The sequence below is a fragment of the Micromonospora costi genome (genome assembly GCF_003626655.1).
Taxonomy (GTDB): Bacteria; Actinomycetota; Actinomycetes; order Mycobacteriales; family Micromonosporaceae; genus Micromonospora; species Micromonospora costi.
Map to the genome: position 1 here is coordinate 618,860 of NZ_RBAN01000002.1, position 23,568 is coordinate 642,427.

At 74.6% G+C, this 23,568-nt stretch carries 22 protein-coding genes and 1 pseudogene; 9 read left to right on the forward strand and 14 right to left on the reverse strand.

Translation table 11 applies throughout. The features are described from left to right. Positions 1 to 8 precede the first annotated feature (8 nt). Positions 9 to 1,163, reverse strand: coding sequence for a prolipoprotein diacylglyceryl transferase (gene lgt / locus D7193_RS13545; RefSeq protein WP_120779831.1), 1,155 nt, complete (start codon positions 1,161 to 1,163; stop codon positions 9 to 11). Between the two features lie 102 nt (positions 1,164 to 1,265). Between lgt and D7193_RS13550 the strand changes: the two genes are divergently transcribed. Beyond that, the gene (locus tag D7193_RS13550) at positions 1,266 to 1,847 is read left to right on the forward strand and encodes an NUDIX hydrolase (protein ID WP_120779832.1); all 582 of its coding nucleotides are present in this window, start codon (positions 1,266 to 1,268) and stop codon (positions 1,845 to 1,847) included. A gap of 133 nt (positions 1,848 to 1,980) precedes the next feature. Here D7193_RS13550 and trpA read toward each other — a convergent pair whose 3' ends face one another. Genes trpA through trpC form a run of 3 tightly spaced genes read right to left on the reverse strand, consistent with a single transcriptional unit; the run spans position 1,981 to position 4,861 of the window. After that, positions 1,981 to 2,784 (reverse strand): tryptophan synthase subunit alpha, encoded by an 804-nt coding sequence (gene trpA / locus D7193_RS13555; RefSeq protein WP_120779833.1) that lies wholly within the window; start codon positions 2,782 to 2,784, stop codon positions 1,981 to 1,983. After that, positions 2,784 to 4,022, reverse strand: coding sequence for a tryptophan synthase subunit beta (trpB, locus tag D7193_RS13560; protein WP_120779834.1), 1,239 nt, complete (start codon positions 4,020 to 4,022; stop codon positions 2,784 to 2,786). Before trpB ends, trpA begins: the two co-directional genes overlap by 1 nt. Before the next feature lie 35 nt (positions 4,023 to 4,057). Continuing rightward, positions 4,058 to 4,861 carry an indole-3-glycerol phosphate synthase TrpC gene (gene trpC / locus D7193_RS13565; RefSeq protein ID WP_174242636.1) on the reverse strand — a complete coding sequence of 268 codons (804 nt, stop codon included), beginning with the start codon at positions 4,859 to 4,861 and terminating at the stop codon, positions 4,058 to 4,060. Positions 4,862 to 5,336: 475 nt separating this feature from the next. On the opposite strand from trpC, the gene D7193_RS13570 reads away from it, so the two are divergent. Continuing rightward, positions 5,337 to 5,603, forward strand: coding sequence for a hypothetical protein (locus tag D7193_RS13570; protein ID WP_120779836.1), 267 nt, complete (start codon positions 5,337 to 5,339; stop codon positions 5,601 to 5,603). On the opposite strand, the gene D7193_RS13575 is transcribed toward D7193_RS13570, so the two are convergent. The 6 genes and pseudogenes from D7193_RS13575 to D7193_RS13595 form a co-directional block, all read right to left on the reverse strand. Beyond that, positions 5,596 to 6,177, reverse strand: coding sequence for a Trp biosynthesis-associated membrane protein (locus tag D7193_RS13575; RefSeq protein ID WP_120779837.1), 582 nt, complete (start codon positions 6,175 to 6,177; stop codon positions 5,596 to 5,598). The genes D7193_RS13570 and D7193_RS13575 overlap by 8 nt on opposite strands. A gap of 114 nt (positions 6,178 to 6,291) precedes the next feature. Continuing rightward, positions 6,292 to 7,845, reverse strand: coding sequence for an anthranilate synthase component I (locus D7193_RS13580; RefSeq protein WP_120779838.1), 1,554 nt, complete (start codon positions 7,843 to 7,845; stop codon positions 6,292 to 6,294). Positions 7,846 to 7,927: 82 nt separating this feature from the next. Next, the gene (gene hisI, locus D7193_RS34220) at positions 7,928 to 8,350 is read right to left on the reverse strand and encodes a phosphoribosyl-AMP cyclohydrolase (RefSeq protein ID WP_120780389.1); all 423 of its coding nucleotides are present in this window, start codon (positions 8,348 to 8,350) and stop codon (positions 7,928 to 7,930) included. A gap of 183 nt (positions 8,351 to 8,533) precedes the next feature. Further along, positions 8,534 to 9,127, reverse strand: a pseudogene (locus tag D7193_RS34225) (phosphoribosyl-AMP cyclohydrolase); the annotation flags it as partial. Positions 9,128 to 9,287: 160 nt separating this feature from the next. Further along, the gene (locus D7193_RS13590) at positions 9,288 to 10,292 is read right to left on the reverse strand and encodes an aldo/keto reductase (protein WP_120779839.1); all 1,005 of its coding nucleotides are present in this window, start codon (positions 10,290 to 10,292) and stop codon (positions 9,288 to 9,290) included. Continuing rightward, positions 10,289 to 10,678 carry a MerR family transcriptional regulator gene (locus D7193_RS13595; protein ID WP_120779840.1) on the reverse strand — a complete coding sequence of 130 codons (390 nt, stop codon included), beginning with the start codon at positions 10,676 to 10,678 and terminating at the stop codon, positions 10,289 to 10,291. The genes D7193_RS13590 and D7193_RS13595 overlap by 4 nt, the downstream gene beginning before the upstream one ends. 109 nt (positions 10,679 to 10,787) lie before the next feature. Between D7193_RS13595 and D7193_RS13600 the strand changes: the two genes are divergently transcribed. The 3 genes from D7193_RS13600 to D7193_RS13610 all read left to right on the forward strand — a co-directional run bounded on the left by D7193_RS13600 (position 10,788) and on the right by D7193_RS13610 (position 13,045). Continuing rightward, positions 10,788 to 11,561, forward strand: a complete 774-nt coding sequence (locus tag D7193_RS13600; RefSeq protein WP_120779841.1) for an ABC transporter ATP-binding protein — start codon at positions 10,788 to 10,790, stop codon at positions 11,559 to 11,561. Then, entirely contained in the window at positions 11,558 to 12,313 is a 756-nt protein-coding gene (locus tag D7193_RS13605) for an ABC transporter permease (RefSeq protein WP_120779842.1), read from the forward strand. Before D7193_RS13600 ends, D7193_RS13605 begins: the two co-directional genes overlap by 4 nt. A gap of 117 nt (positions 12,314 to 12,430) precedes the next feature. Further along, the gene (locus D7193_RS13610) at positions 12,431 to 13,045 is read left to right on the forward strand and encodes a TetR/AcrR family transcriptional regulator (RefSeq protein WP_120779843.1); all 615 of its coding nucleotides are present in this window, start codon (positions 12,431 to 12,433) and stop codon (positions 13,043 to 13,045) included. Between the two features lie 34 nt (positions 13,046 to 13,079). Here D7193_RS13610 and D7193_RS13615 read toward each other — a convergent pair whose 3' ends face one another. Continuing rightward, positions 13,080 to 13,823: a DUF2470 domain-containing protein gene (locus D7193_RS13615; protein WP_120779844.1), complete on the reverse strand. Its 744-nt coding sequence runs from the start codon at positions 13,821 to 13,823 to the stop codon at positions 13,080 to 13,082. Positions 13,824 to 13,891: 68 nt separating this feature from the next. On the opposite strand from D7193_RS13615, the gene rpsD reads away from it, so the two are divergent. Then, positions 13,892 to 14,503 (forward strand): 30S ribosomal protein S4, encoded by a 612-nt coding sequence (rpsD, locus tag D7193_RS13620; RefSeq protein WP_120779845.1) that lies wholly within the window; start codon positions 13,892 to 13,894, stop codon positions 14,501 to 14,503. 41 nt (positions 14,504 to 14,544) lie between these two features. Here the strand turns inward: rpsD and D7193_RS13625 are convergent, their stop codons facing one another. Then, positions 14,545 to 16,332 (reverse strand): ABC transporter ATP-binding protein, encoded by a 1,788-nt coding sequence (locus D7193_RS13625; protein WP_120779846.1) that lies wholly within the window; start codon positions 16,330 to 16,332, stop codon positions 14,545 to 14,547. A gap of 55 nt (positions 16,333 to 16,387) precedes the next feature. After that, positions 16,388 to 18,274: an ABC transporter ATP-binding protein gene (locus D7193_RS13630; RefSeq protein WP_120779847.1), complete on the reverse strand. Its 1,887-nt coding sequence runs from the start codon at positions 18,272 to 18,274 to the stop codon at positions 16,388 to 16,390. A gap of 150 nt (positions 18,275 to 18,424) precedes the next feature. Between D7193_RS13630 and D7193_RS13635 the strand changes: the two genes are divergently transcribed. From D7193_RS13635 to D7193_RS13645, 3 genes are all read left to right on the forward strand, one after another. Next, positions 18,425 to 19,054: a TIGR03085 family metal-binding protein gene (locus D7193_RS13635; RefSeq protein WP_120780390.1), complete on the forward strand. Its 630-nt coding sequence runs from the start codon at positions 18,425 to 18,427 to the stop codon at positions 19,052 to 19,054. 178 nt (positions 19,055 to 19,232) lie between these two features. Continuing rightward, the gene (locus tag D7193_RS13640) at positions 19,233 to 20,177 is read left to right on the forward strand and encodes a terpene synthase family protein (protein WP_120779848.1); all 945 of its coding nucleotides are present in this window, start codon (positions 19,233 to 19,235) and stop codon (positions 20,175 to 20,177) included. 135 nt (positions 20,178 to 20,312) lie between these two features. Beyond that, complete coding sequence (locus D7193_RS13645; protein WP_120779849.1) at positions 20,313 to 22,139, forward strand: AMP-dependent synthetase/ligase; 1,827 nt, start codon at positions 20,313 to 20,315, stop codon at positions 22,137 to 22,139. A 75-nt stretch (positions 22,140 to 22,214) separates the two neighbouring features. On the opposite strand, the gene D7193_RS13650 is transcribed toward D7193_RS13645, so the two are convergent. Next, the gene (locus tag D7193_RS13650; protein ID WP_120779850.1) at positions 22,215 to 23,528 is read right to left on the reverse strand and encodes a low temperature requirement protein A; all 1,314 of its coding nucleotides are present in this window, start codon (positions 23,526 to 23,528) and stop codon (positions 22,215 to 22,217) included. Positions 23,529 to 23,568 lie beyond the last annotated feature (40 nt).

Consider the following 23,568-nt stretch of genomic DNA (forward strand, 5'->3'; position numbering starts at 1 on the left):
GACCCCCGTCAGCTCTCGCGGTCAGCCGTGCCGGAGCCGGTGGCCCCGGCCCGGTCGTCGCGCGTCGGCTCGCCGCCGGACGCCGCCCCGGTCGGGCCTGCGCTGCCGGTGGGGTCGCCGCCGTCGCCGGCCTCCGGCTCGTCGGCAGGGACCGCCCCGGTCTCCTGGTACGCCCGGAACTGCCCCTCGTCGACCACCCGGTAGCCCTCCGGCGCCGCCCGGCGCGACCCGGCCTCCCGCTCGGACAGGTCGACCTGGGAGACGTCGGACTCGGCCGGCGCCGCCTGCGGTGCGGTGGCGCCGAGCGGGATCAGGTACTCCCGGGGACCACGCACGCGCAGGAAGTAGATCAGGGCGCCGAGGAAGACAAGCGCGGCGGTCCAGACGTTCAGCCGGACGCCGAGGATCGTGTTGGCCTCGTCGGTGCGCATCAGCTCGATCCAGAACCGGCCGGCGGTGTAGCCCATCACGTAGAGCGCGAACGCCCGGCCCCGGCCGAGCCGCAGCTTCCGGTCGACCAGGTACACCAGCACCGCGACGCCGATGTTCCACAGCGCCTCGTAGGCGAAGGTCGGGTGGAAGAGGCCCGGTTCGAGGATCGGTTGCCCGGTGTCGTCGCGCAGCGCGTGACCCGGATTGTCCGGATCCATCCGGTGGATCTCCAGACCCCAGGGCAGGGTGGTGCGGCCGCCGAAGAGCTCGTTGTTGAACCAGTTGCCGACCCGGCCGATGGCCTGGGCGAGCGGCAGACCCGGGGCCAGCGCGTCGGCCACCATCGAGAACGGGATGCCCAACTGCCGGGCCGCGATCCACGCGCCGAGCGCGCCGCCGGCGACGGCGCCCCAGATGCCGAGACCGCCCTCCCAGATGGCGAACGCCTTCATGGGGTCGCCCCCGGTGCCGAAGTATTTCTCCGGCGACGTGATCACGTGGTAGATCCGGGCGCCGATGATTCCCGTGGGCACCGCCCAGACGGCGATGTCCAGCACCGCGCCCGGGGCGACGCCACGCCGGCGCAACCGGTACTCGGTCACCACGCAGGCGACCACGATGCCGACGATGATGCACAGCGCGTAGGCCCGGACGGGAAGCGGGCCCAACTGCCAGACGGCCGTGGTCGGGCTCGGCAGGGCCGCCTGGGGGGACAGCGAGGCGAGGGTCACGGATGCACACGGTACCGCTGTCGACCCCTTCGGTGGCACCCCGGTCCGCCGCTCGGGTCGTCGCGGTGACTTCTGGTTTGCACCGCCGTAGGCTCTTTGTCCATGAGCGGGCTCACCTGGACGGTGGCCGCGGTCGTCACCGACGACGCCGGCCGGGTGCTGCTCTGCCGCCAGGGCCGCGGCGAGCGCCGCTACGCGCTGCCCGGTGGCCGGCTCCGCCCCGCGGAGAGCCCGTTACCCGCCGTGATCCGCGACATCCGCGCGGAGACGGGCTGGGACGTCGAGATCACGGACCTGGTGGGGCTCTACCACGTGGGCGCCCCGGTGCCCGGCGCCGTACCGCCGCCCGGGCGCGCCGGGCCGCTTCCGGACGTCCTGGTGCACGTGTTCCGGGCGCGTACGCGCGGCGCCCGCCCGGCCGCCGGTCCCACGGGTGGGTGCCGGCTCTCCTGGCACGACCCGGCCAGCCTGCCCGACACGCTCACCCCGACCACCCGCGCAGCGCTGGCCGACGCGCTGGCCGGCCGCTCCGGCGTCCTGCGTACCTGCGTGACAACGCCCGCGGCCGGCGGTGCGGCGGGCGGCGGCGGTGCGGCGGTCGGGCGCGCCCCGGAGCAGCGCGCCGGGTCGTCCCCGGCGGACCCCGCCGCCTCCCCGCCCCGCCGGTCACCCGGCGACGCCTGACGACCTCGGGGAGGCCGACAGATCAACTCCGGGTCGGGGAAGTCGCGGTGTCCGACCGCGCCGGACACCGCGACATCAGGGATGTCGAGTCGATCACCGCGCCGGCGGCCGACCGACCGGCCGGACGGCCGGGTCAGCGGGACAGGTTGCGGACGCCCTCGGCCAGTTCGGCGCTCAGCGTACGCAGCGCCCCGAGCCCGCTGTCGAGATCCGGGCTGTCGAGCACGCAGCGAACGAGGGCGCTGCCCACGATCACGCCGTCGGCGTACCCGCCGACCGTGCCGGCCTGCGCACCCGTGCCCACGCCCAGCCCCACGCCGACGGGCAGGTCGCTGACCTCACGGACCCGGGAGACCAGCACGGGCGCCGCCGCGGAGGTCTGCGCCCGTGCGCCGGTGACCCCCATGAGGGCGGTCGCGTAGACGAACCCCCGGCAGTGCCCCACGGTCATCGCGACGCGGGCGTCCGTGGAGGACGGCGCCACCAGGAACGTCCGGTCCAACCCGTACGCGTCCGAGGCGGCCAGCCACTCGTCGGCCTCCTCTGGAATGAGATCCGGGGTGATGAGGCCGGTGCCGCCGGCCGCGTCGAGGTCGCGGGCGAACGCGTCGACCCCGTACCGCTCGATCGGGTTCCAGTAGGTCATCGTGACCACCGGCGCGCCGGTGGCCGCGATCGCCTCGATGATGCGCAGCGCGTCAGCGGTGCGGACGCCGCCGGCGAGCGCGATGTCGCTCGCCTTCTGGATGACCGGGCCGTCCATCACCGGGTCGGAGTACGGGATCTCCACCTCGATGACGTCGACTCCGGCCTCGACCATCGCCGTCATCGCCGCGATGCTGCCCTCGACGGTGGGAAAACCGGCCGGCATGCAGCCGACCAGCAACGCCCGGCCCTCCGCGCGCGCCTTGTCGAACGCGATCCCGATCCGGCTCATCACTGCTCCTTGTCGAGGATGCCGAAGTAGCCGCCGGCGGTGTGGACGTCCTTGTCGCCCCGGCCGGAGAGGTTGACCACGATGGTGGGCTCCCGGCCCAGCTCGGCCGCGAGCTTCGGGGCGATCGTGAGGGCGCCGGCGAGCGCGTGGGAGCTCTCGATCGCCGGGATGATCCCCTCGGTGCGGCAGAGCAGCTGGAACGCGGCCATCGCCTCGTCGTCGGTGACCGGCAGGTACGTGGCCCGGCCGGTGTCGTGCAGCCACGCGTGCTCCGGCCCCACGCCCGGGTAGTCCAGACCCGCGGAGATCGAGTGCGACTCGACCGTCTGGCCGTCTTCGTCCTGGAGCACGTACGTGCGGGTGCCGTGCAGCACGCCCGTCGAGCCGCCGGTGATGCTGGCCGCGTGCCGGCCCGTGGTCACGCCCTCGCCGCCGGCCTCGAAGCCGTACAGCCGCACGTCCGGGTCGCCCACGAAGGCGTGGAAGATGCCGAGCGCGTTGGAGCCGCCACCCACGCAGGCGGCCACCGCGTCGGGCAGCGCGCCGGTCAGGTCGAGGCACTGCTGGCGGGCCTCGTCGCCGATGCCGCGGACGAAGTCACGGACGAGGGAGGGGAACGGGTGCGGCCCGGCCGCGGTGCCGATCAGGTAGTGGGTGTCGTCCACGTTGGCGACCCAGTCCCGCATCGCCTCGTTCATGGCGTCCTTGAGGGTGCGGGAGCCGGTGGTCACCGGGACGACGGTGGCGCCGAGCATCCGCATCCGGGCCACGTTCAGCGCCTGCCGCTGGGTGTCCACCTCGCCCATGTAGACCACGCAGTCGAGGTCGAAGAGCGCGGCCGCGGTGGCGGCGGCCACCCCGTGCTGCCCGGCGCCGGTCTCGGCGATCACCCGCCGCTTGCCCATCCGGCGGGTCAGCAGGGCCTGGCCGAGCACGTTGCGCACCTTGTGCGCACCGGTGTGGTTCAGGTCCTCGCGCTTGAGCAGCACCCGGGCGCCCAGCTTCGCCGAGAAGCGGCGGGCCTCGTACAGCAGCGACGGGGTGGCGGCGTAGTCGCGCAGCAGGGCGGCGAACTCGGCCCGGAACGCCTCGTCGGCCATCGCCGTACGCCACGCCCCGTCGAGTTCGTCGAGGGCGGCGACCAGCGCCTCCGGGACGAACCGGCCACCGAACCGGCCGTAGTGGCCGGCGGCGTCGGGGAACGGACCGGCCGGGGCGGCCATGGCGTCGGCGCTCATCGGGATCCTCTCGCTGCGGGTGGACCGGCGCGGGATCAGCGCACCGGGCGGGGCGTTGCCGGGTGGTTGCCGGCGTTGACCAGCTCGGCCACCGCCTCCCGGGGGCTCTTCTGGGTGACCAGACCCTCGCCGACCAGGACCGCGTCGGCCCCGGCGGAGGCGTACCGGATGAGGTCGTGCGGGCCGCGCACGCCGGACTCGGCGATCTTCACGACGCTGCTGGGCAGGCCGGGCGCGATCCGCTCGAACACCGAGCGGTCGACCTCCAGGGTACGCAGGTTGCGGGCGTTGACCCCGATGACCTGCGCGCCGGCCTCCAGCGCCCGGTCGGCCTCCTCCTCGTCGTGCACCTCGACGAGCGCCGTCATGCCGAGCGACTCGATCCGCTCCAGCAGCCCGACCAGCGCGTTCTGCTCCAGCGCGGCGACGATCAGCAGCACCAGATCGGCGCCGTGCGCCCGCGCCTCGTGCACCTGGTAGCTGGAGACCACGAAGTCCTTGCGCAGGACCGGGATGCGGACGGCGGCGCGGACGGCGGCGAGGTCGTCCAACGAGCCGCCGAACCAGCGCCCCTCGGTCAGCACGCTGATCGCCCGTGCGCCACCGGCCGCGTAGTCGCCGGCCAGGTCGGCCGGGTCGGCGATCTCCGCGAGCCGCCCCTTGGACGGCGACGCGCGCTTCACCTCGGCGATCACCGCGACGCCGGGCCGGCGCAGGGCGGCGTACGCGTCCAGCGGTGGCGGGGCTCCGGCGGCCAACTCCTTGATCCGCTCGAGCGGAACCTGCTCCTGGCGGCGCGCGACGTCCTCGCGCACCCCGGCCAGGATCTCGTCGAGCACGCTTGCGGACGCGCCCGAACCGGCCCCGTCCCCCTCCGCGTGCGCATGCTCAGCAGTCACCAACGGACTCCCCTCTCCGGGTGTCATGGGCCGATGCTAGGGGGCGCCACCTGGCGCCAGGTGGCGGGGGTATGGCGCTGCTCACGAAAGGGCCTGCGGCATAATGGCCGACCTGCCGTGAAGGCGAAGTCACGCAGCGCCACCTCCGTCATCGACGGGCGCCACTCGGCCCGGCCGGGGGCGCATCGACCGCGACCCATCGATCATGCCACTCCGCCGGCACCGTGTCGCCAGTGACGCCGTTCGATGCTGTGACCAAGCTCAAGGCCGGAAGCCCCTGCCCTGGTACGGGCCATCGACGGACCGTTGATGCGACGGACACCACGGCGAAACGTGAGCCGGCGAGCATGTGGGTCGGGCAGACTCGATGGCGCGCCTGCCCACCGTCGCCACCCATCCTCCGTGCGGAGTGACCATGAGCACTGCCGGTCCGAACCCCAGCATCGGCCTGACCACCATCTCCCGTACCGTCGCGTCCCTCGCCGTGGGCGTCGTGCACACGGTGGAGCGCGCGGTGATCGGCGAGGGACGGATGCGTACGGCACGCGGCAACGCGTGGGAGGCCGTGTGCGCCGACCGTGCCCGCGCCGACCGCCGCGCCGAGCTGGACCGGCTCGTGGCCGAACTCGCCGCCGCGCGGGCCGCCGCCCGCCGCAGCCGCGAGAAGCAGCCGGTCAGCTGACCGTCGGGTCCTCGCCCCGGTCCAGCGCGTCCCACGCCTCGGTGGTGCGCCGCCCGGTCACCGGACCCCCCGCCGGCGGCGCGGCCGGCGGGGCCGCTTTCCGGACCGGGCGCTCGTAGCGGGCCCCCATGGCCGGCCAGCGCCGTCCCCGCAGCGCCGTCAGCGCCCCGCCGCCCGCGGCCAGCAGCCCGCCCACCAGGCTGAGGGCCGGCCACTGCCGGCTCACCGTGCCCTCGAACGCGGCCACCAGCCCGTAGCCCCCGCCGGCCGCCACCACGAGCCCCAGCAGGGCGAGCAGGGCACCAAGTCCCTGGCGCAGCCGCCCCCGGGTCGCGAGGACGGCGCCCCCGCCGGCGAGGCCGACCACCGCGAGGGCGGGCAGCCACGGCAGCAGGCCGGCGCCCGTGCGGGCCGCCCGCTCCGGCGGCAGCGGCGCCGGGCGCACGGTCAGCTCGACCGACCAGGTACGGGTCGCCGCCCAGAGCGCCAGACCCGCGCCGGCCAGGCAGAGCAGCACGGCGTACGTCAGCTCGCGCCGGCCCGTCGCCCGCGCGTCCCCCTCGCCGGCGTTCATCGGGTCACCTCTTCGTTCGCGACTGCGGGGCTCCGCTGCGCTGCACTCCTCGCGCTCACCGGGTCACCTCTTCGTTCGCGACTGCGGGGCTCCGCTGCGCTGCACTCCTCGCGCTCACCGGGCCGCCCGGAGGGTTTCGGCCGCCGCGATGGCCGCGAGCACGGCCGCGGCCTTGTTCCGGGTCTCCTGGTCCTCCGCGGCCGGGTCGGAGTCGGCCACCACCCCGGCACCGGCCTGCACGTACGCCCGGCCGCCCCGGATCAGCGCGGTGCGGATGGCGATGGCCATGTCCAGATCGCCGCCGAAGCCGAAGTAGCCGACCGTGCCGCCGTAGACGCCGCGCCGGACCGGCTCCAGCTCCTCGACGATCTCCATGGCCCGCACCTTGGGGGCGCCCGAGAGGGTGCCGGCGGGGAACGTGGCGGCCAGCGCGTCGAAGGCGGTCCGGTCCGCCCGCAGCGTGCCCACGACGGTCGAGACGATGTGCATGACGTGGCTGTACCGCTCGATGGTGGCGAACTCCGGCACCTCGACCGTGCCCGGCTGGCACACCCGGCCCAGGTCGTTGCGGCCCAGGTCGACCAGCATGACGTGCTCGGCCCGCTCCTTCGGGTCGGCCAGCAGCTCCGCCGCGAGGCGGCCGTCGGCCGCCGCGGTGGCGCCCCGCGGCCGGGTGCCGGCGATCGGGTGCAGCAGCGCCCGCCGCTCGCCGCCGGCCTCCGTGGTCACCTTCAGGTGCGCCTCGGGCGAGGAGCCGACGATGTCGAAGCCGTCGAAGCGCAGCAGGTACATGTACGGGCTGGGATTGGTGGTGCGCAGCACCCGGTAGACGTCCAGCGGGTCCGCGTGGGTGGGCCGCTCGAAACGCTGGGAGAGCACGATCTGGAAGCACTCCCCGGCCCGGATCGCCTCCTTGGCCGCCTCCACGGCCTTCGGGTAGCCGCCGTCCGGCGTCCGGCTCGCCACGTCGCCGGCCGGTGGGCGCGCGACCGTGGAGATCATCGGGGGGATCGGCCGCGACAGCGCGGTCGTCATGGCGTCCAGCCGGCCCACCGCGTGGTGGTACGCCGCGGCCACCCGCGCGTCGCGGTCCGGCTCGTCCACCGGCGGCAGGACGGCGTTGGCCACCAGGATCGCCGAGCCGTCGTAGTGGTCGAGCACCACGAGGTCGGTGGCGAGCATCATGCCCAGCTCCGGCACGCCGAGGTCGTCCTCGGTCAGCTCGGGCAGCCGCTCGAAGCGGCGGACGAGGTCGTAGCCGAGGTAACCGACCATGCCGCCGGTCAGCGGCGGCATCCCGCTCGCCGGATCCCAGGCCGGCCCGGCGAGGGCCGCCACGGTCTCCCGCAGCACGGCCACCGGGTCGCCCCCGGTGGGCAGGCCGGCCGGCGGCTGCCCGAGCCATTCGGCCGCGCCGTCCCGCTCGACCAGGGTGGCGCTGCTGCGTACGCCGATGAAGGAGTAGCGCGACCAGGCCATGCCGGCCGAGCCGGCCCCCTGCTCGGCGGACTCCAGCAGGAACGTGCCGGGACCGCCCGCGAGCTTGCGGTAGACGCCCACGGGGGTCTCCGCGTCGGCGAGCAGCCGCCGCGTCACCGGGACCACCCGCCACCGGCCGGCCAGCTCGGTGAAGGTCGCCTCGTCGGGGCTCACCGCGCCGTCGGTCATGGGTCCCGCCTCTCGTCCGCGACCGGGCGCCCGGAGGCGCTCACGGCGCCGCCGCGCCCGGGACCGGTCACTGTACCGGGGCTCACGGGGCCTCCGCCCCGGTGACCGGCAGCTCCTCGAAGAAGCACGTGCGATGCCCGGTGTGGCAGGCGGCGCCGACCTGGTCGACGCTCACCAGCACCGCGTCGCCGTCGCAGTCCAGGGCCACCGAGCGGACGTACTGGTGGTGGCCGGAGGTGGCGCCCTTGACCCAGTACTCGCGGCGGCTGCGGGACCAGTAGGTGGCCCGGCCGGTGGTGAGCGTCCGGTGCAGCGCCTCGTCGTCCATCCAGGCGACCATCAGCACCTCGCCCGAGTCGTGCTGGCGGACCACGGCCGCCACCAGCCCGTCGGCGGTGCGTCGCAGCCGGGCCGCGATGGCCGGGTCGAGCCGGGACGGGCGGGCCGGGCCGGGCGGCGGCGGGTCGGTGGGGGCGCCGGTCACCGGCGCGTCAGGTACGGGCACAGTCACCCATTCTCCCGCACGCGGCGCGGGCACCGGCGAGGGCTCCGGCCGCGTTCCCGGTGCGGCCTGCGGTGGCCCGGCGAGCTGGGCGACGTAGCGGTCCAGCCGGCCGTCGAGCAGGGCGTCGGCCAGGTCCGGCCCGGCCGCGCCGGCGATCTGCGCGGCGTACGGGCGGATCAGCGGCAGCGCCCCGGTGACCAGCCGGACCGCCGCGGCCCAGAGCTGTTCGGGAGCGCCGGGGCGCAGGCCGAGGCAGAGCAGCATGTCGTCCCGGTAGCCGGGCGGGGCGACCGGGAGGCGCAGCGCGGCGGCGAAGGCGGCCCGGCGGGAGGCGACGCGTACCGAGGGGTTCGCGAGGCGCAGCACGGACGGGTAGAGCCGGGCCAGGTCGGCGGCGGCGAGCCGGACACCGAGGTGGTCACCGGCGGCCCGGGCAGCAGCCGCCTTACCGAGCGTGGCGATCAGTTCCTCGAGTTGTGGCTCGCCGGCCGGCTGGCAGAGGACCGGGAGGTCGATGCGGGGCCGCCAGTGCGCGTCCGCCCAGAGCAGCCGGGCCGGTGCGAGCACCGGCAGGCCGAACGCCCAGTCGGCCGGCTCGCCGAGGTGGGCCACCCAGGAGCGGACGTCCCGGGCGGCCACCGACACATGGGTGAGCCGCCCAGGTGACCTGGCCAGGTACGCCCGCCGGGCCGCGTACGGCGCGCCGCCGACCAGGACGTCGAGATCGACGTCGCTGTGCTCGGTGGCGGCCCGGCGGGCGTGACTGCCGCGCAGCATGATGCCGACGACCGGGCGCTCGGTGACCTCACGCAGCCGGGCGGCCCACTCGTCGAGGAACCCGCCGTCCGGTAACGGAGCGTGACTCACGGCGTCATCGTGCCGTACGCCCCATCGAGGCGCAATGTCCGATGTCTGACCCCGTGTCCGGTCGGGTTGGTTAGTGCCCCACCGATCGCATTGCTGCCTGAGGGTACCTTTCGCCGGCCGCCGCGCCCACCGGCACCGCCGCGTCGAGCCGGGCCAGGTGTGCGGCGTCGAGCCGCACGTCGACGGCCGCGGCGTTCTCCTCCAGCCAGCGCACCCGCTTCGTGCCGGGGATCGGCAGCACGTCGTCGCCCTGCGCCAGCAGCCACGCCAGCGCGGTCTGGGCCGGGGTGGCGCCGATGTCGGCGGCCACCGCCCGCACCTCGTCGACGAGCCGCAGGTTGGCCGCCAGGTTGTCGTCGGAGAAGCGCGGCGCCCCGGCCCGCCAGTCGTCGGCGGCGAGCTGGTCCCGGCTGGTGATCGCGCCGGTGAGCAGCCCGCGACCGACCGGCGAGTACGCCACCAGCGCCACTCCCAGCTCGCGGCAGGTCGCCAGCATCTCGCCCTCGACGTCCCGAGTGAACAGGGAGTACTCCATCTGGACGGCGGCCACCGGGTGCAACGCGTGCGCGGCGCGCAGGGTGGCCGGGCTGACCTCGGAGAGCCCGATGAGCCGTACCTTGCCGGCGGCCACCAGCTCGGCCATGGCGCCGACCGTCTCCTCGATCGGGGTGCGCGGGTCACGCCGGTGCAGGTAGTAGAGGTCGATCGTGTCGACGCCCAGCCTGTCCAGCGAGGCGTCGCACGCCTGGCGGGCCCAGTCGGCGCTGCTGTCCACGTACGCCCCGGGAGTGCCCGTGCCGCCGAACCCCCCGCCCCGGCTGCGGTTGCCGAACTTCGTGGCGAGGAAGACCTCGTCGCGACGGGCCCGGACCACGGGGCCGAGCAGGCGCTCGTTGGCGCCGGCGCCGTAGACGTCGGCGGTGTCCAGGTGGTTGACGCCGAGGTCGAGGGCGCGGTGCAGGGTCCGGGTCGACTCCGCGTCGTCCCGGCCACCGTAGGCGAAGCTCATCCCCATGCAGCCGAGGCCGACGGCGGAGACCTCCGGGCCGTGCGCGCCCACCCGACGGCGGATCATCGCGTCTCCTTCTCGGCGCGGCGGTACGCGTCGATCTTGTGATCGAGCACCTTCAGGTCCTCCTCGAGGTCTGCCATCCGTTCCAGCACCCGGGCCCGGTGCGCCTCGAACAGCGCCCGACGGGCGCCGAGCGTGCTGTCGCCCTGCCGGGCCAGCTCGGCGTAGCGGCGCATGTCGCGGACCGGCATTCCGGTCCGGCGCAGCCGGGTGAGCAGGAAGAGCCAGTTGACGTCGCCGGCGGTGTACCGGCGTCGCCCGGCCGAGTCGCGCCCGACCGGCGCGACCAGCCCCTCCTGCTCGTACCAGCGCAGCGTGTAGGTGGTGAGGCCGACCCGATCGGCCGCCTCACCGACGGTGAGGGTGGTCTCCGGCGTGCTGATGTCCACGGCGTCCAGGCTTCCAGTTCGAGTGCACACGAAGTCAACCGTTGCACGAGGGCGGATAACTCACCTACCGTTGAGTTCAACAACCGATGAGTTTTTTGGGGAGGTGGCGATGGACGACGCGATCGCGCTCCGGGACCTGGTCGTCGACCGGGGCCGGCGGCGCGTGCTGCACGGCATCAGCTGCGCGGTGCCGCGCGGCGTGGTCGCCGGGCTGCTCGGCCCGAGCGGCAGCGGCAAGACGACCCTGATGCGGGCCGTGGTGGGGGTGCAGGTGGTCACCGGCGGCACGGTCACCGTGCTGGGCCGGCCGGCGGGCTCGGCCGAGCTGCGTCGCCGGGTCGGCTACCTCACCCAGGCGCCGAGCGTCTACGCCGACCTCACCGTGCGGGAGAACGCGCGGTACTTCGCCGCCCTGCACGGGCGCAGCCGGGCCGACGCCGACCGGGCGGTGGCCGACGTCGGGCTCGGCGAGGCGTCCGGCCAGCTGGTCGGCACGCTCTCCGGCGGGCAGCGCAGCCGGGCCTCGCTCGCCTGCGCGCTCGTGGGCGAGCCCGAGGTGGTCGTCCTGGACGAGCCGACCGTCGGGCAGGATCCGGTGCTGCGGGCCGACCTCTGGGCCCGGTTCCACGAGCTGGCGGCGGCTGGCACCACCCTGCTGGTGTCCAGCCACGTGATGGACGAGGCGGCGCGCTGCGACCGGCTGCTGCTCATCCGCGAGGGGCGCCTGATCGCCGACGACACCCCTGCCGCCATCCGGGCCGCCGCCGGCGTGACCGATCTCGACGAGGCGTTCCTGCGACTGATCAGGGCCAACGAGACCGGCGCCGCGGTGGGCGCCGGCGCGCACGGCACCACGGGCGGCACGGGACGGGAGGCGTCGTGAACCCGCGGATCCTGGCGGTCACCACCGGCCGCATCCTGCGCCAGCTGCGCCACGACCGGCGCACCGTGGCGCTGCTCGTGCTGGTGCCCACGGTGCTGCTCACCCTGGTCTACTACATGTATGCCGACCAGCCTGCCCCGCCCGCCGGCCCGTCCACCTTCGACCGGATCGCGCTGGTGATGCTCGGCTTCTTCCCGTTCATCGTCATGTTCCTGGTGACCAGCATCGCCATGCTGCGCGAGCGCACCACGGGCACCCTGGAACGCCTGCTCACCACGCCGCTGGCGAAGGCCGACCTCCTCTTCGGCTACGGCATCGCGTTCGGGCTGGCCGGGGCCGTGCAGGCCGCCGTCGCGTCGGCCGTCGCGTACTGGGTCTTCGGCCTGGACACGGCCGGCGCCAGTGGGCTGGTGATCATGATCGCCGCGCTGAACGCGGTGCTCGCCGTCGCGCTCGGGTTGTTCTGCAGCGCCTTCGCCCGCACCGAGTTCCAGGCCGTACAGTTCATGCCGGTCGTGGTCGCGCCCCAGCTGCTGCTCTGCGGGCTCTTCGTGCCGCGCGGGGAGATGGCGGGCTGGCTCCAGGCGATCAGCGACGTGCTGCCGCTGTCGTACGCCGTCGAGGCGTTGCAGGAGGTCGGCGCGCACGCCGAGCCGACCGGCACGATGTGGCGGGACGTGGCGGTGGTCGCCGGCGCGGCCGTGCTCGCGCTGGTGCTGGCCGCGGCGACGCTGCGCCGGCGCAGCGGCTGACCGTGACGCCGGTGCCGGGCCGCCACCGCGCGGTGGCCCGGCACCGGTCGGCGGACCCAGGTGGGGCCCCGGAAGACCGTCGCCATCCGGCGGCGGACGGACGAGCGAAGGGCGGCGATGGCGCGACGGACCGGCCGGCGACCCGGCAACCCGGGCACCCGGGAGGCGATCCTCGACGCGGCGCGCGCGGCGTTCGCCGACCGCGGCTTCGACGCGGCCTCCATCCGGGCCATCGCGGCCGCGGCCGGGGTGGACCCGGCCCTCGTGCACCACTACTTCGGCAGCAAGGACCAGCTCTTCCTGGCCGCCATGGAGGCGCCCGTCGACCCCCGGGAGCTGCTGCCGGGCGTGCTGGCGGGCGACCCGGACGCGATCGGCCAGCGCCTGGTCCGCACGTTCCTCACGGTCTGGGACTCCCCGGCGAGCGCCGCCGGGGTGGCCCTGCTGCGGTCGGCGGTCAGCAACGAGTGGACGGCCCGGCTGCTGCGCGAGTTCGTCGTCACGCAGGTGCTGCGCCGGGTGCTCGACCACCTCGACGTCGACCCGGCCGAGCTGCCGCTGCGCGGGTCACTGGTGGCCACGCAGCTGATCGGCCTGGCCATGATGCGGTACGTGATCCGGCTGGAGCCGGTCGCCTCGACCGCACCGGAGACGCTGGTCGCCACGGTGGGTCCCACCGTCCAGCGCTACCTCACGGCCCCGCTTCCGGCGCTGCGGGACGGAGCCGCCTGACGCCGGTGGGCACGGGCGGCTCGACCGTTTCCGGTCACCGGGTGCCGGCGTGGGGGCAGATCATCGGGTGCAGCAGCCGGGCCAGCTCGGCGTGGTCGGCGACCGGGGCCGGGAAGGACAGCCGGGCACGCCGCCGGGCGCCCGGCCGGCCGAGCGCGACGACCAGTCCGTACCGGTCGATCCGGACCACGCGCGGCGGGTCTCCGCCCTCGCCGTCGGTCAGGCCGAGCTGCCGGCGCAGGTAGCGGGTCACCTCGGGCCCGTGGTGGTCGGCGAGGTCGGCCAGCAGCTCCGCCTCCAGCGGGTGCAGCGGGTCCGGTTCGGCCTCGGCGTACACCTCGGGGTCGATCCGGCGCACGGTGCCGGCGCGTTCCCAGCGGGCCTCGGCCACCTCGAAGCGGAACAGCCGGAACCGGGTGCCCAGGTCGAGCAGGTCGCCGGTCGGCTCCACCGCCGCGAAGTCCAGCGCCGCGCGCCGGGCGTCGTCGTCGCGCAGCTCCGCCGCCCAGCCGGACACCCAGGCCCGGCCGAGGGTGGGCGCTCCCGCCGCGGGCGGCAGGTCGAGCACGTCGAGGACGATCGCGACGTCCTCCTCGTGCGCGGCGGGTCGCAGCGCGGCGGCGAGGTCGCTGACCACCGGTACGAGCAGCAGGACCCGCCCGTCCGGGTCGGTGACGTGCCGGACGTGGTGCGGGCCGGGCCGGTGCGCCACGTGGGCGAGGCCGGGGAGCCGGCCCGCGACGAGGGTGCGGACGATCTCGGCGGGGCTGGGCCGCATGGCCGACCTCCTCAGTAGGTTAGGCTTACCTAAGTAGCACCCTAGAGCACCTGATCGGAGAGGTCCACGTGAACCACCCCCGGCCCAAGGCCCGGCTCTCCCGCGCCCTCGGCATCCCGCTCACCGCCAAGTGCGTGAGGTACGTCGAGCGCCGGCCCTACCCGCCCGGCGTGCACGGGCGGCAGCGCCGCAAGACGTCGGACTACCAGGTGCGCCTGCTGGAGAAGCAGCGCCTGCGTCACCAGTACAACGTGAGCGAGACCCAGCTGCGCCGCACGTTCGACGAGGCGGCCCGGGGCACCGGCAAGACCGGCGAGCGCCTGGTCGCGCTCCTCGAGCGGCGCCTCGACGCCGTGGTGCACCGCGCCGGCCTGGCCCGCAGCATCTACCAGGCCCGCCAGCTCGTGTCGCACGGCCACATCACCGTCGACGGCCGCAAGGTCGACCGGCCGTCGTACCGGCTGCGCCCCGGCCAGGTCGTCGGGGTCCGCGAGCGCAGCCGCGAACGGCTGCCGTTCCAGCTCGCCGCCGCCGGCGCCCAGCGCGGTGACGGCCCGGGCCAGCCGTACCTGTCGGTGGACCTGACCGGCCTGCGGGCGACCCTGCTGCGCGAGCCGGCGCGGCACGAGGTGCCCGTCGTCTGCGACGAGCAGCTCGTCGTGGAGCACTACTCCCGCTGACCCACGGGAGCCGCGGGTCAGCGGGTCAGCGGGTCAGCGCGTCAGCGGGTCTGCTCCAGCCAGGACGCGTAGAGCAGGCCGTACGTCGACTCGGGGTCGCGGACCAGCTCGTCGTGCGGTCCCCGCTGCACGATCCGGCCCCGGTCCACCACGATCACCTCGTCCGCGGCCTGCGCGGTGGAGAGCCGGTGCGCGATGGCCAGCGTGGTCCGGCCCCGCGTCACCGCGTCCAGGGTGCGCTGCAGGCGCACCTCGGTGGCCGGGTCGACCGCGCTGGTCGCCTCGTCCAGCACGAGCAGGTCCGGGTCGGCCACGTACGCCCGGGCCAACGCCACGAGCTGGCGCTCCCCCACGCTCAGCGCCTCGCCGCGCTCCCCCACCGGCGTGGCCAGCCCGGCCGGCAGGCCGTCCAGCCAGTCGGCGAGCCCCAGCTCGGTGAACGCCGCCACGAGCTGCTCGTCGGTGAGGTCGGGACGGGCGAACCGGACGTTCTCCCCCACCGTGGCGTCGAACAGGAACCCGTCCTGGGGCACCATCACCACCCGGGCCCGCAGCGAGGCGAACCGGACCTGGTCGAGCGGCACACCGGACAGCAGCACCGCCCCCGCCGTCGGGTCCATGAGCCGGGTGAGCAGCTTCGCGAACGTCGTCTTGCCGCTGCCCGTCTCGCCCACCACCGCCACCCGGCTCTTCGCCGGGATGTCCACCTCGATGTCGTGCAGCACCGGCGGGCCGCCCGGATAGGCGAAGCCCACCCCCGCGAACCGGATGTCCAGCGGGCCGGGCGGCAGCTCCCGCCCCTGCTCGCCCGGGTCGGCCACGTCCGGCGCGACGCCCAGCACGTCCAGCACCCGGCGCCAGCCGGCGATCGCGTTCTGCGCCTCGTTGAGCACCTCGGTGGCGATCTGCACCGGCTGGATGAAGAGGGTGACGAGGAAGAGGAACGCGGTCAGCTGACCGATCGACAGGGTGCCGTCGACCCCGAGGGTGACCCCGAGCGCCACCACACCGGCCAGCGCCAGCCCCGCGGCCAGCTCACCGACCGAGCTGCCCATGATGCTGATCCGGATGGCCCGCTGCTGCGCCCGGCGCTGCCCGTCGATCGCCTCGTCGAGCCGGCGGGCCGTGCGGCCCGCGATGCCGTACGCCCGGATCACCGGCGCGCCGACCACGCTCTCCGCGATGGCGCCCAGCAGCGCGCCGGTGCGCTGCCGGACCGTGCCGTACGCGGCGCCGAGACGGCGCTGGAGCAGCCGGATCACGAACACCGCGGGCAGGAAGGCGGCGAAGACCATGAGGGTCAGCTGCCAGGAGTACGCGAGCATCACGATCGTCGTGACCACCAGCTGGCCCAGGTTGACCAGCAGGATGACACCGCCCCACTGGAGGAACTGGGTGATCTGGTCGACGTCGCTCGTCACCCGCGAGACCAGCGACCCCCGCCGCTCGGACTGCTGGTGCAGCATCGACAGGTCGTGCACGTGCCGGAACGCCCGGATCCGGACGTTCGCCAGCGCGGTCTCGCTCACCGTGAACAGCCGGCGCATCATCAGGTAGCCGCAGAGCGTGGTGATCGCCAGGATGGCCGCGGCGATCGCCACCACGGTCCAGACCACGTCGAGGTCGAGCCCGCCCACGATGCCGTTGTCGATGCCCTGCTGCACCGCCACCGGCACCGCGACCCGGCCGACCATGTAGACCAGGGCCAGCGCGAGCGTGCCGATCAGCCCGGTACGCAGCTCCGGGGAGAGGGCCAGACCCCGCCGCAGCGTCCGCCAGGTGCTCTCGGTGTCCTCCGGCCGCTGCTCGTCCCGCTGTTCCGCGCTCACCGGGCCACCTCTTCGTTCGCGACTGCGGGGCTCCGCTGCGCTGCACTCCTCGCGCTCACCGGTCCACCTCGATCTCCAGGCCCGAGTGCAGCGGATCGGCATCGGGGTCGTACGGCTGCGGCTCCTGGGCGGAGCGCTCCACCTCGGCCTGCTCGTAGGCGGTGACCAGGTCGGCGTAGCCGGGCACGGTGGCCAGCAGCTCGGTGTGGGTGCCCCGGGCCACCACCCGACCCTGCTCCAGGTAGATCACCTCGTCGGCCAGCGCGATGGTGGCCCGCCGGTACGCGACCACGAGGATCGACGCGCCCGGCGCCCCGGGCCGGTCGGCCGCGCGCAGCCCGGCCAGGATGGCCGCCTCCACCCGCGGGTCGACGGCGCTGGTCGCGTCGTCGAGCACCAGCAGCCGCGGCCGGCCCGCGAGCGCCCGGGCCAGGGTCAACCGCTGCCGCTGCCCGCCGGAGAGCGAGGTGCCCCGCTCCCCGACCATCGTGTCCAGCCCGTCGGGCAGGGCCGCCACGAACCCGTCCGCCTCGGCGAGGCGCAGCGCCGCCCACACGTCGTCGTCGGTGATGCCCGGCCGGTCCAGGGCGATGTTGGCGCGGACCGTGTCGTCGAAGACGAACGGCACCTGGGCCACCAGCGCCGCGGTGCGGGCCAGCGACGCGGCGGTGAGCTGGCGGACGTCCACCCCGTCGAGGGTGACGGTGCCCGAGCGGGGGTCGACCAGCCGCACCGCGAGCGACGCCACGGTCGACTTGCCGGCGCCGGTCGGCCCCACCAGGGCGACGGTCTTCCCCGCGGGCACGGTGAAGGTGACCTCGCCCAGCACCTCGGCGCCGGGCAGGTGCGCCTCGGCGGGCTCGTACGCGAAGCCGACGTCGGCGAAGGCGAGCGTGGCGGGCCCCGCCTCGTCCGCGGCCAGCTCGCGGTCGCCGTAGGGCATCTCGCCCGTGGCGTCGAGCACCCGGCGGAGGCGGTCCCAGCCGGCGACGCTGCGTGGCAGCTCGGCCAGCACCCAGCCGATCGCCCGCACCGGGAACGCCAGCACGGTGAACAGGAACGCGACGCTCACCAGCTCGGCGACGCTGATCGCGCCCTGCCGCAGCCGGAACGTGCCGACCACCAGCACGGCGAGGGTGCCGAGGCTGGGCAGGGTCTCCAGCATCGGGTCGAAGACGCCCCGCAGGCGGCCGACCGCGATGAGGGCGTCCCGCAGCTCGCCGGCCCGGCTGCCGAACCGGGCGGTCTCCTGCGCCTCCCGCCCCATGGTCTTGACCACCAGTGCGCCGTCGAAGCTCTCGTGGGCGATCCCGCTCACCTCGGCGCGCAGCCGCTGGGCCCGGGCCTGCCGCGGCGCCATCCGGCGGGAGTAGATCACGTTTAGCATGAACAGCGCCGGGAAGACCGCGAGCCCGACGAGGGCCAGCGCCCAGTCGGTGGCGAAGAGCGACGCGACCGCGCCGACCAGCATGACGAGGGTGCCCACCGCGAACGGCAGCGGCGCGATCGGGTACCAGGCCGCCTCGACGTCGGAGTTGGCGTTCGACAGCAGGGTGCCGGTGGCGTTGCGGTGGTGCCAGGACAGCGGTAGTTCCAGGTAGCGCCGGGTGACCCGGCGGCGGTACGCGGCCTGGAGCCGGTACTGCATGTAGCCGGCGCCGAGCCGGCGGCCGAAGATGCCCACCACCCGCAGCACGCTGATCCCGAACAGCGCGGCGGCGGCCAGCGCGAGCGTGCCCGCCGCGACCGAGCCGCGGGCGATAGCCGGGACGACCACGTCCCCGACGACCGTGCCGACCACGTACGCGCTGGCGATCACCATGAGCCCGAAGAGCACACTGCCGGTGACCGCGACCGCGAAGATGCGTGGCTGCTCCCGGATCGCCCGCCCGAGGACCGCCAGACCCCGACCGAGCACGTCCCGACTTGTCTTGCTCGCCACGCTCTCCCCCGCCGTAAGCCGCAATTATCTCCCCCATCCTTACCGGTCGCGAGGCGGCTCCGCCGACCGGCCGGATATGTCGGCGGTCACGTGGACCCGCCCGGCCGTCGCCGACGCGCCGGCGACGGCCGGGCGGCCTACCATCGGGCCATGCCCCGGTACGCCCGAGCCGAGCGCGAGGCGCTGGCCGATCTGCTGCTGACTGTCGGCCCGGACGCGCCGACCGTGGCCGAGGGCTGGTCGACCCGCGACCTCGCCGCCCACCTCGTCGTGCGGGAGCGCCGACCGGACGCCGCCGGCGGCCTCGCGCTTCCGCCACTGCGCGGGTACGCCGAGCGGGTCCGCCGGCGCGTGGCGGCCCGGCCGTTCCCGGAACTGGTGGCCCTGGTACGCCGCCCGCCGGTGTGGAGCCCGGTGAGCAACCCGCTCACCGACGAACTGGCCAACGCCATGGAGTTCTTCATCCACCACGAGGACGTACGGCGGGCCCGGCCGGGGTGGCTGCCCCGGGACCTGCCGGCGGGGCTGCAGTCCGCCCTGTGGCGGCGGGCCGCCCCGCTCGCACGGCTGGCGCTGCGCCGGTTCCCCGCCGACCTCTACGTGCAGGCGCCCGGCTTCGGGCAGCTGTCCGTGGGCCGGGGCGGCGCACCGCTGCGGCTGGTCGGCTCGCCCGGCGAACTGGCGCTGTTCCTTTCCGGCCGGCAACGGGTCTCGCGGGTCCAGTTGGACGGGCCGGCGACGTCGGCGCAGCGGCTGCGCGCGGCGAGTCTGGGCTTCTAGGAGCGGGCCCACCGGCCGGCCCGGGGCACCAAGTCCCCGGCCTGCGGTTATCACTCAGTGCACACAAACGGCCACTCGGTGTCGTCCTGCATCTTGCACCCAGCGATCCGCGCCGATCCTTACTCCCGTAGGCTCTCCCGCATCGTCCCGCACCGGAACGGCGCAATTTGGGGGCACCATGCGGACCTTCGCGGTCTCGGCGCTGCGGGAACCCCCCTTTCCCGCGCGTCGCCATGACAGCACCTATCTGGCGGCGGATGAGAGCACAGCCTGGGCGCAGACCTTCGGCCTGATCGATTCCGGACACCGACTGAGCCGCCTGCGCCGCGCCGACGCCGCCGGCCTGGCCGGGCGGGCCTGCCCGGACGGGTCCGAGGACGGCCTCCGCCTGCTGACCGACCTGATCTCCTGGCTGTTCGTGATGGACGACGCCTGCGACGAGGACGGCCTCGGCGCCGCGCCCACGCGGTTGGCGCCGGTGGTGGCCGCGCTGCTGGACGTCCTCGACCGGCACGGCGACGGCACCCCCAGGGACGGCGACGACGGGGCGCTCGGCGCCGCGCTGCACGACCTGTGCCGCCGCGTACGCGCCCACGGACGCTCGGCCGTGCTGCTGCGCTTCGTGAGCCGGCTGCGCGACTACCTGCTCGCGCTGCTGTGGGAGGCCACCAACCGGGAGCACGGGCGGGCTCCGGGCGTGGCCGAGTACGTCCAGATGCGCCGGCACACGGGCGCCGTCCACCCCAGTTTCGCCCTCACCGACCTCGCCCTGAACGGGCTGCCGGGCGCCTCGGTGCGCAGCGATCCGGCGCTGCTCGCCGTGGACACCCTCGCGGCGGACCTCGTCTGCTGGTGCAACGACGTCTTCTCCTACGGCAAGGAGCGCGGGGCGCCGGACGGGCACAACCTGGTCACGGTGATCGCCCGCGAGTCGGGCCAGGACGAGGACGCCGCGCTGCGGGCGGCCGCGGACCGGTTCAACCGCACGCTGACGGCGTACCTGGCGGCGGAGGCGCGGGTGCTGGCGACCGACGACCCCGGGGTCGCGTCGGTGATCGCCGCCCGGCGCAACTGGATCCGGGCCACCTACGACTGGTCGATGGTCGCGGCCCGGTACGCCTGAGCGGCCGTTCCGGCTGCGCGGACGGTCCCGTCGGACGATCATCGGGGCTAGCCGCCGTGCGCCGACAGGCAATACCCTTCGGTAACCACCATGACGTGACGACCGTCACGCCAAACCCCCGAAGGCGGCACAGCGATGGCTCTCGATGTACCGTACCGTTCCATCCCGGACATGTTCCTCAAGCGCGTGGCGGCGACCCCCGACCGCCACGCTTTCGCCCACCCCGCTGCCGACGACTCCGGCCCGGTCTGGCTGACCTGGGCCGAGGTGGGGCGCCGGGCCAAGGCGATCGCCGCCGGCCTGCACGGCCTCGGCGTGGGCCTGGAGCAACCCGTGGCGATCCTGGCGAACACCCGGCTGGAGTGGGTGCTCGCGGATTTCGGCATCATGTGTGCCGGCGGTGCGACCACGACGGTCTACCCGACCACCGAGCCGGAGGACGCGACCTACATCATCGCCGACTCGGGTTCCCGGGTGCTGTTCGCGGAGAACCCGACCCAGGCCGCCAAGATCGCCGGCACCGACCTGCCCGCGTTGAGCCACGTCGTGCTCTTCGACGGCGATCCGGACCCGGACGCGGCAATCCCGCAGCTCACCCTGGCCGAGCTGGAACGGCGTGGCGAGGAGGCGCTCGCCGCCGAGCCGGACCTGATCGACATGCTCGTGGCCGGGATCGGCCCCGACCACCTGGCCACCCTGATCTACACCTCCGGCACCACGGGCCGTCCCAAGGGTGTCGAGCTGCTGCACGGCGGCTGGTGCTGGGAGGGCGTGGCGCAGGCCGAGCTGGGGCTGCTGCGCGTCGACGACCTGCAGTACCTGTGGCTGCCGCTGTCGCACTCGTTCGGCAAGACCCTGCTCTGCGGCGCGACGCACGTGGGCCTGCCCACCTACGTCGACGGCCGCGTGGACAAGCTGGTCGACCTGCTCGGCGTGATCCAGCCGACGCTGATGTGCGGCGCGCCGCGCATCTTCGAGAAGGTCTACAACCGGGCGGTGACCAACGCGCAGTCCGGCGGCGGCGCGAAGGCGAAGATCTTCGCCTGGGCGGTCGCGGTCGGCAAGGAGAAGGTCGCCCTCGAACAGGCCGGCAAGCCGGTCTCCGCCGGGCTGAGGCTGCGCTACCGGGTGGCCGAGAAGCTGGTGTTCAGCAAGCTGCAGGCCCGCCTCGGCGGGCGGATCCGGGTGCTCGTCTCCGGCGCGGCGCCGCTCAGCCCGGAGATCGCCACCTTCTTCGCGGCCGCCAACCTGCCGATCTCCGAGGGCTACGGGCTCACCGAGACCAGCGCGGGCAACTTCGTCAACCCGCCGGACGGGCTGCGGATCGGCACGGTGGGCACGGCCATGGGCGACCTGGAGTGCCGGATCGACACCGACGGGGAGATCCTCGTGCGCGGGCGGCCCGTGATGCGCGGCTACCACAACCTGCCCGAGGAGACGGCCGCCGCGTTCACCGAGGACGGCTTCTTCCGCACCGGTGACATCGGCACGCTCGACGACCAGGGCTACCTGCGGATCACCGACCGGAAGAAGGACCTGGTCAAGACGTCCGGCGGCAAGTACATCGCGCCCTCGCACATCGAGGGGATGTTCAAGGCGATCTGCCCGTACACCTCGCAGGCCGTGGTCATCGGCCAGGCCCGCAACTACTGCACGATGCTCGTCACCCTCGACCCCGACGCGATCCGGGGATGGGCCGCCGGCACCGAGCTGGAGGGGCGCGACTACGAAGCGATCGTCTCGTCGCCGCAGGCGCAGGCCATGGTCCAGGGGTACGTCGACGAACTCAACGGCAAGCTCAACCGCTGGGAGACCATCAAGAAGGTCACCATCCTGCCGCGGGACCTGACCATCGAGGACGGCGAGATCACCCCGTCGCTCAAGATCAAGCGCCGTGGTGTCGAGGCGAACTTCGCCGCCCAGATCGACCGCATGTACGAGGGCACGCTCGCCGAGCTGTGAACGACGCGCCCGGCCCCGTCCCGCCCGGGACGGGGCCGCGCGCTCGTCCCCGAGTCTCGCGCGTCCCCGCGGCACTCACAGGTGGCGGCCCCGCCACTGGGTCTGCTCCGCCTCGGAGGCGAGCTGTTCCTCCAGCGCCACGTGCCGCACCTGGCCGCGCAGCGGGGCGTCGACGAGCCGCTGCGCCACGGTGGCCGCCACGGTGGCCAGCGCGAGCAGGCCCAGCGCGACCAGTTCCGGCATGTCACCGGCGATCGGCACGAGCACGATCAGCAACCCGACGGCGGCGATCGACCACCACCGGGTCCGGCCCAGCGCCCGCCGCTCCAAGGCGATCAGCGCAAGCAGGTAGAGCGCCACACCGCCGTACAGGGCCAGCAGGTCGAACCCGGGCAGGGGCACACCCCAGCCGCGGGTGGCCGGGTCGCTGCCCTCCTTGAGCACCCCCTTGAGACCGAGGGCGAACAGGATGATCCCGGCGACCAGCGGCAGGTGCAGGTAGGTGTAGACGTCGCGCGCCAGGGCGATGCGCGCCCGGCGTTCCCGGGTGCGGTGCAGCGTCTGCTCCAGGGCGAGGGCGAGCGCGTCGAAGTACGTCCACCAGAGCGCGGCCACCGCCGCGATCCCGAACACGGCCGCCACGATCACCGACCAGGTCAGCGGCAGGCCGGCCACGAAGCCGGGCCCCACGCCCAGGGCGATGATCGACTCGCCGAGCGCCACGAGGACGATCAGGGCGTGCCGCTCCGCCCAGTGCCCGGCCGACACGACCGTCCACCCGGTGCCGCGCAGCACCAGACCCAGCCCGTACTCGACGGCGAGCGCGGCCACCCACAGGGCGAGCCGGACGCCGACCTCGACCCGACCGGAGGCCACCCGTGGGGGCACGAGCGCGGCCGCGGCGATGAACGCGGTGCTGACCAGCACCGGCACGGCGAGCACCAGCCAGCGGCGGCGGAGCCGCCGGTCGCCGCGGGACACCCAGCCGAAGATCGCCACCTGGGAGGCGCGTACCAGGAGGTAGCAGGCCGCGAAGACCACCGGGCCGGGCAACCCGCCCGCCCGGTCGACGAAGGCGTGCGGCATGGTCACCGCGAGCACGAACGCGGCCGCCATGGTGGCGAACCCGACGAGCGGGACCACACCCTGGTCGGTGCGGACCGCGTTGCCGAGCGCCGCGAAGCCGGTCCAGCACCACCAGAGCAGCGCGAGCACCACGAGGCACTGGGCCAGCCCGCGCGGCGTGGGGTTGTCCGCCGTCACGGTCGTGACGTTGAGGAAGGCGAAGACGAAGACGAGGTCGTAGAAGAGTTCGAGCCGGGTGGCCCGGGAGCCCGGGGCGCCGGGCCGGATCCCGCCCGACCAGCGCAGCCCGCTCGTACCCTCCACCTGCGCAGTGTCCAGCAAGCGGGAGCGGCGCAGACCCGGT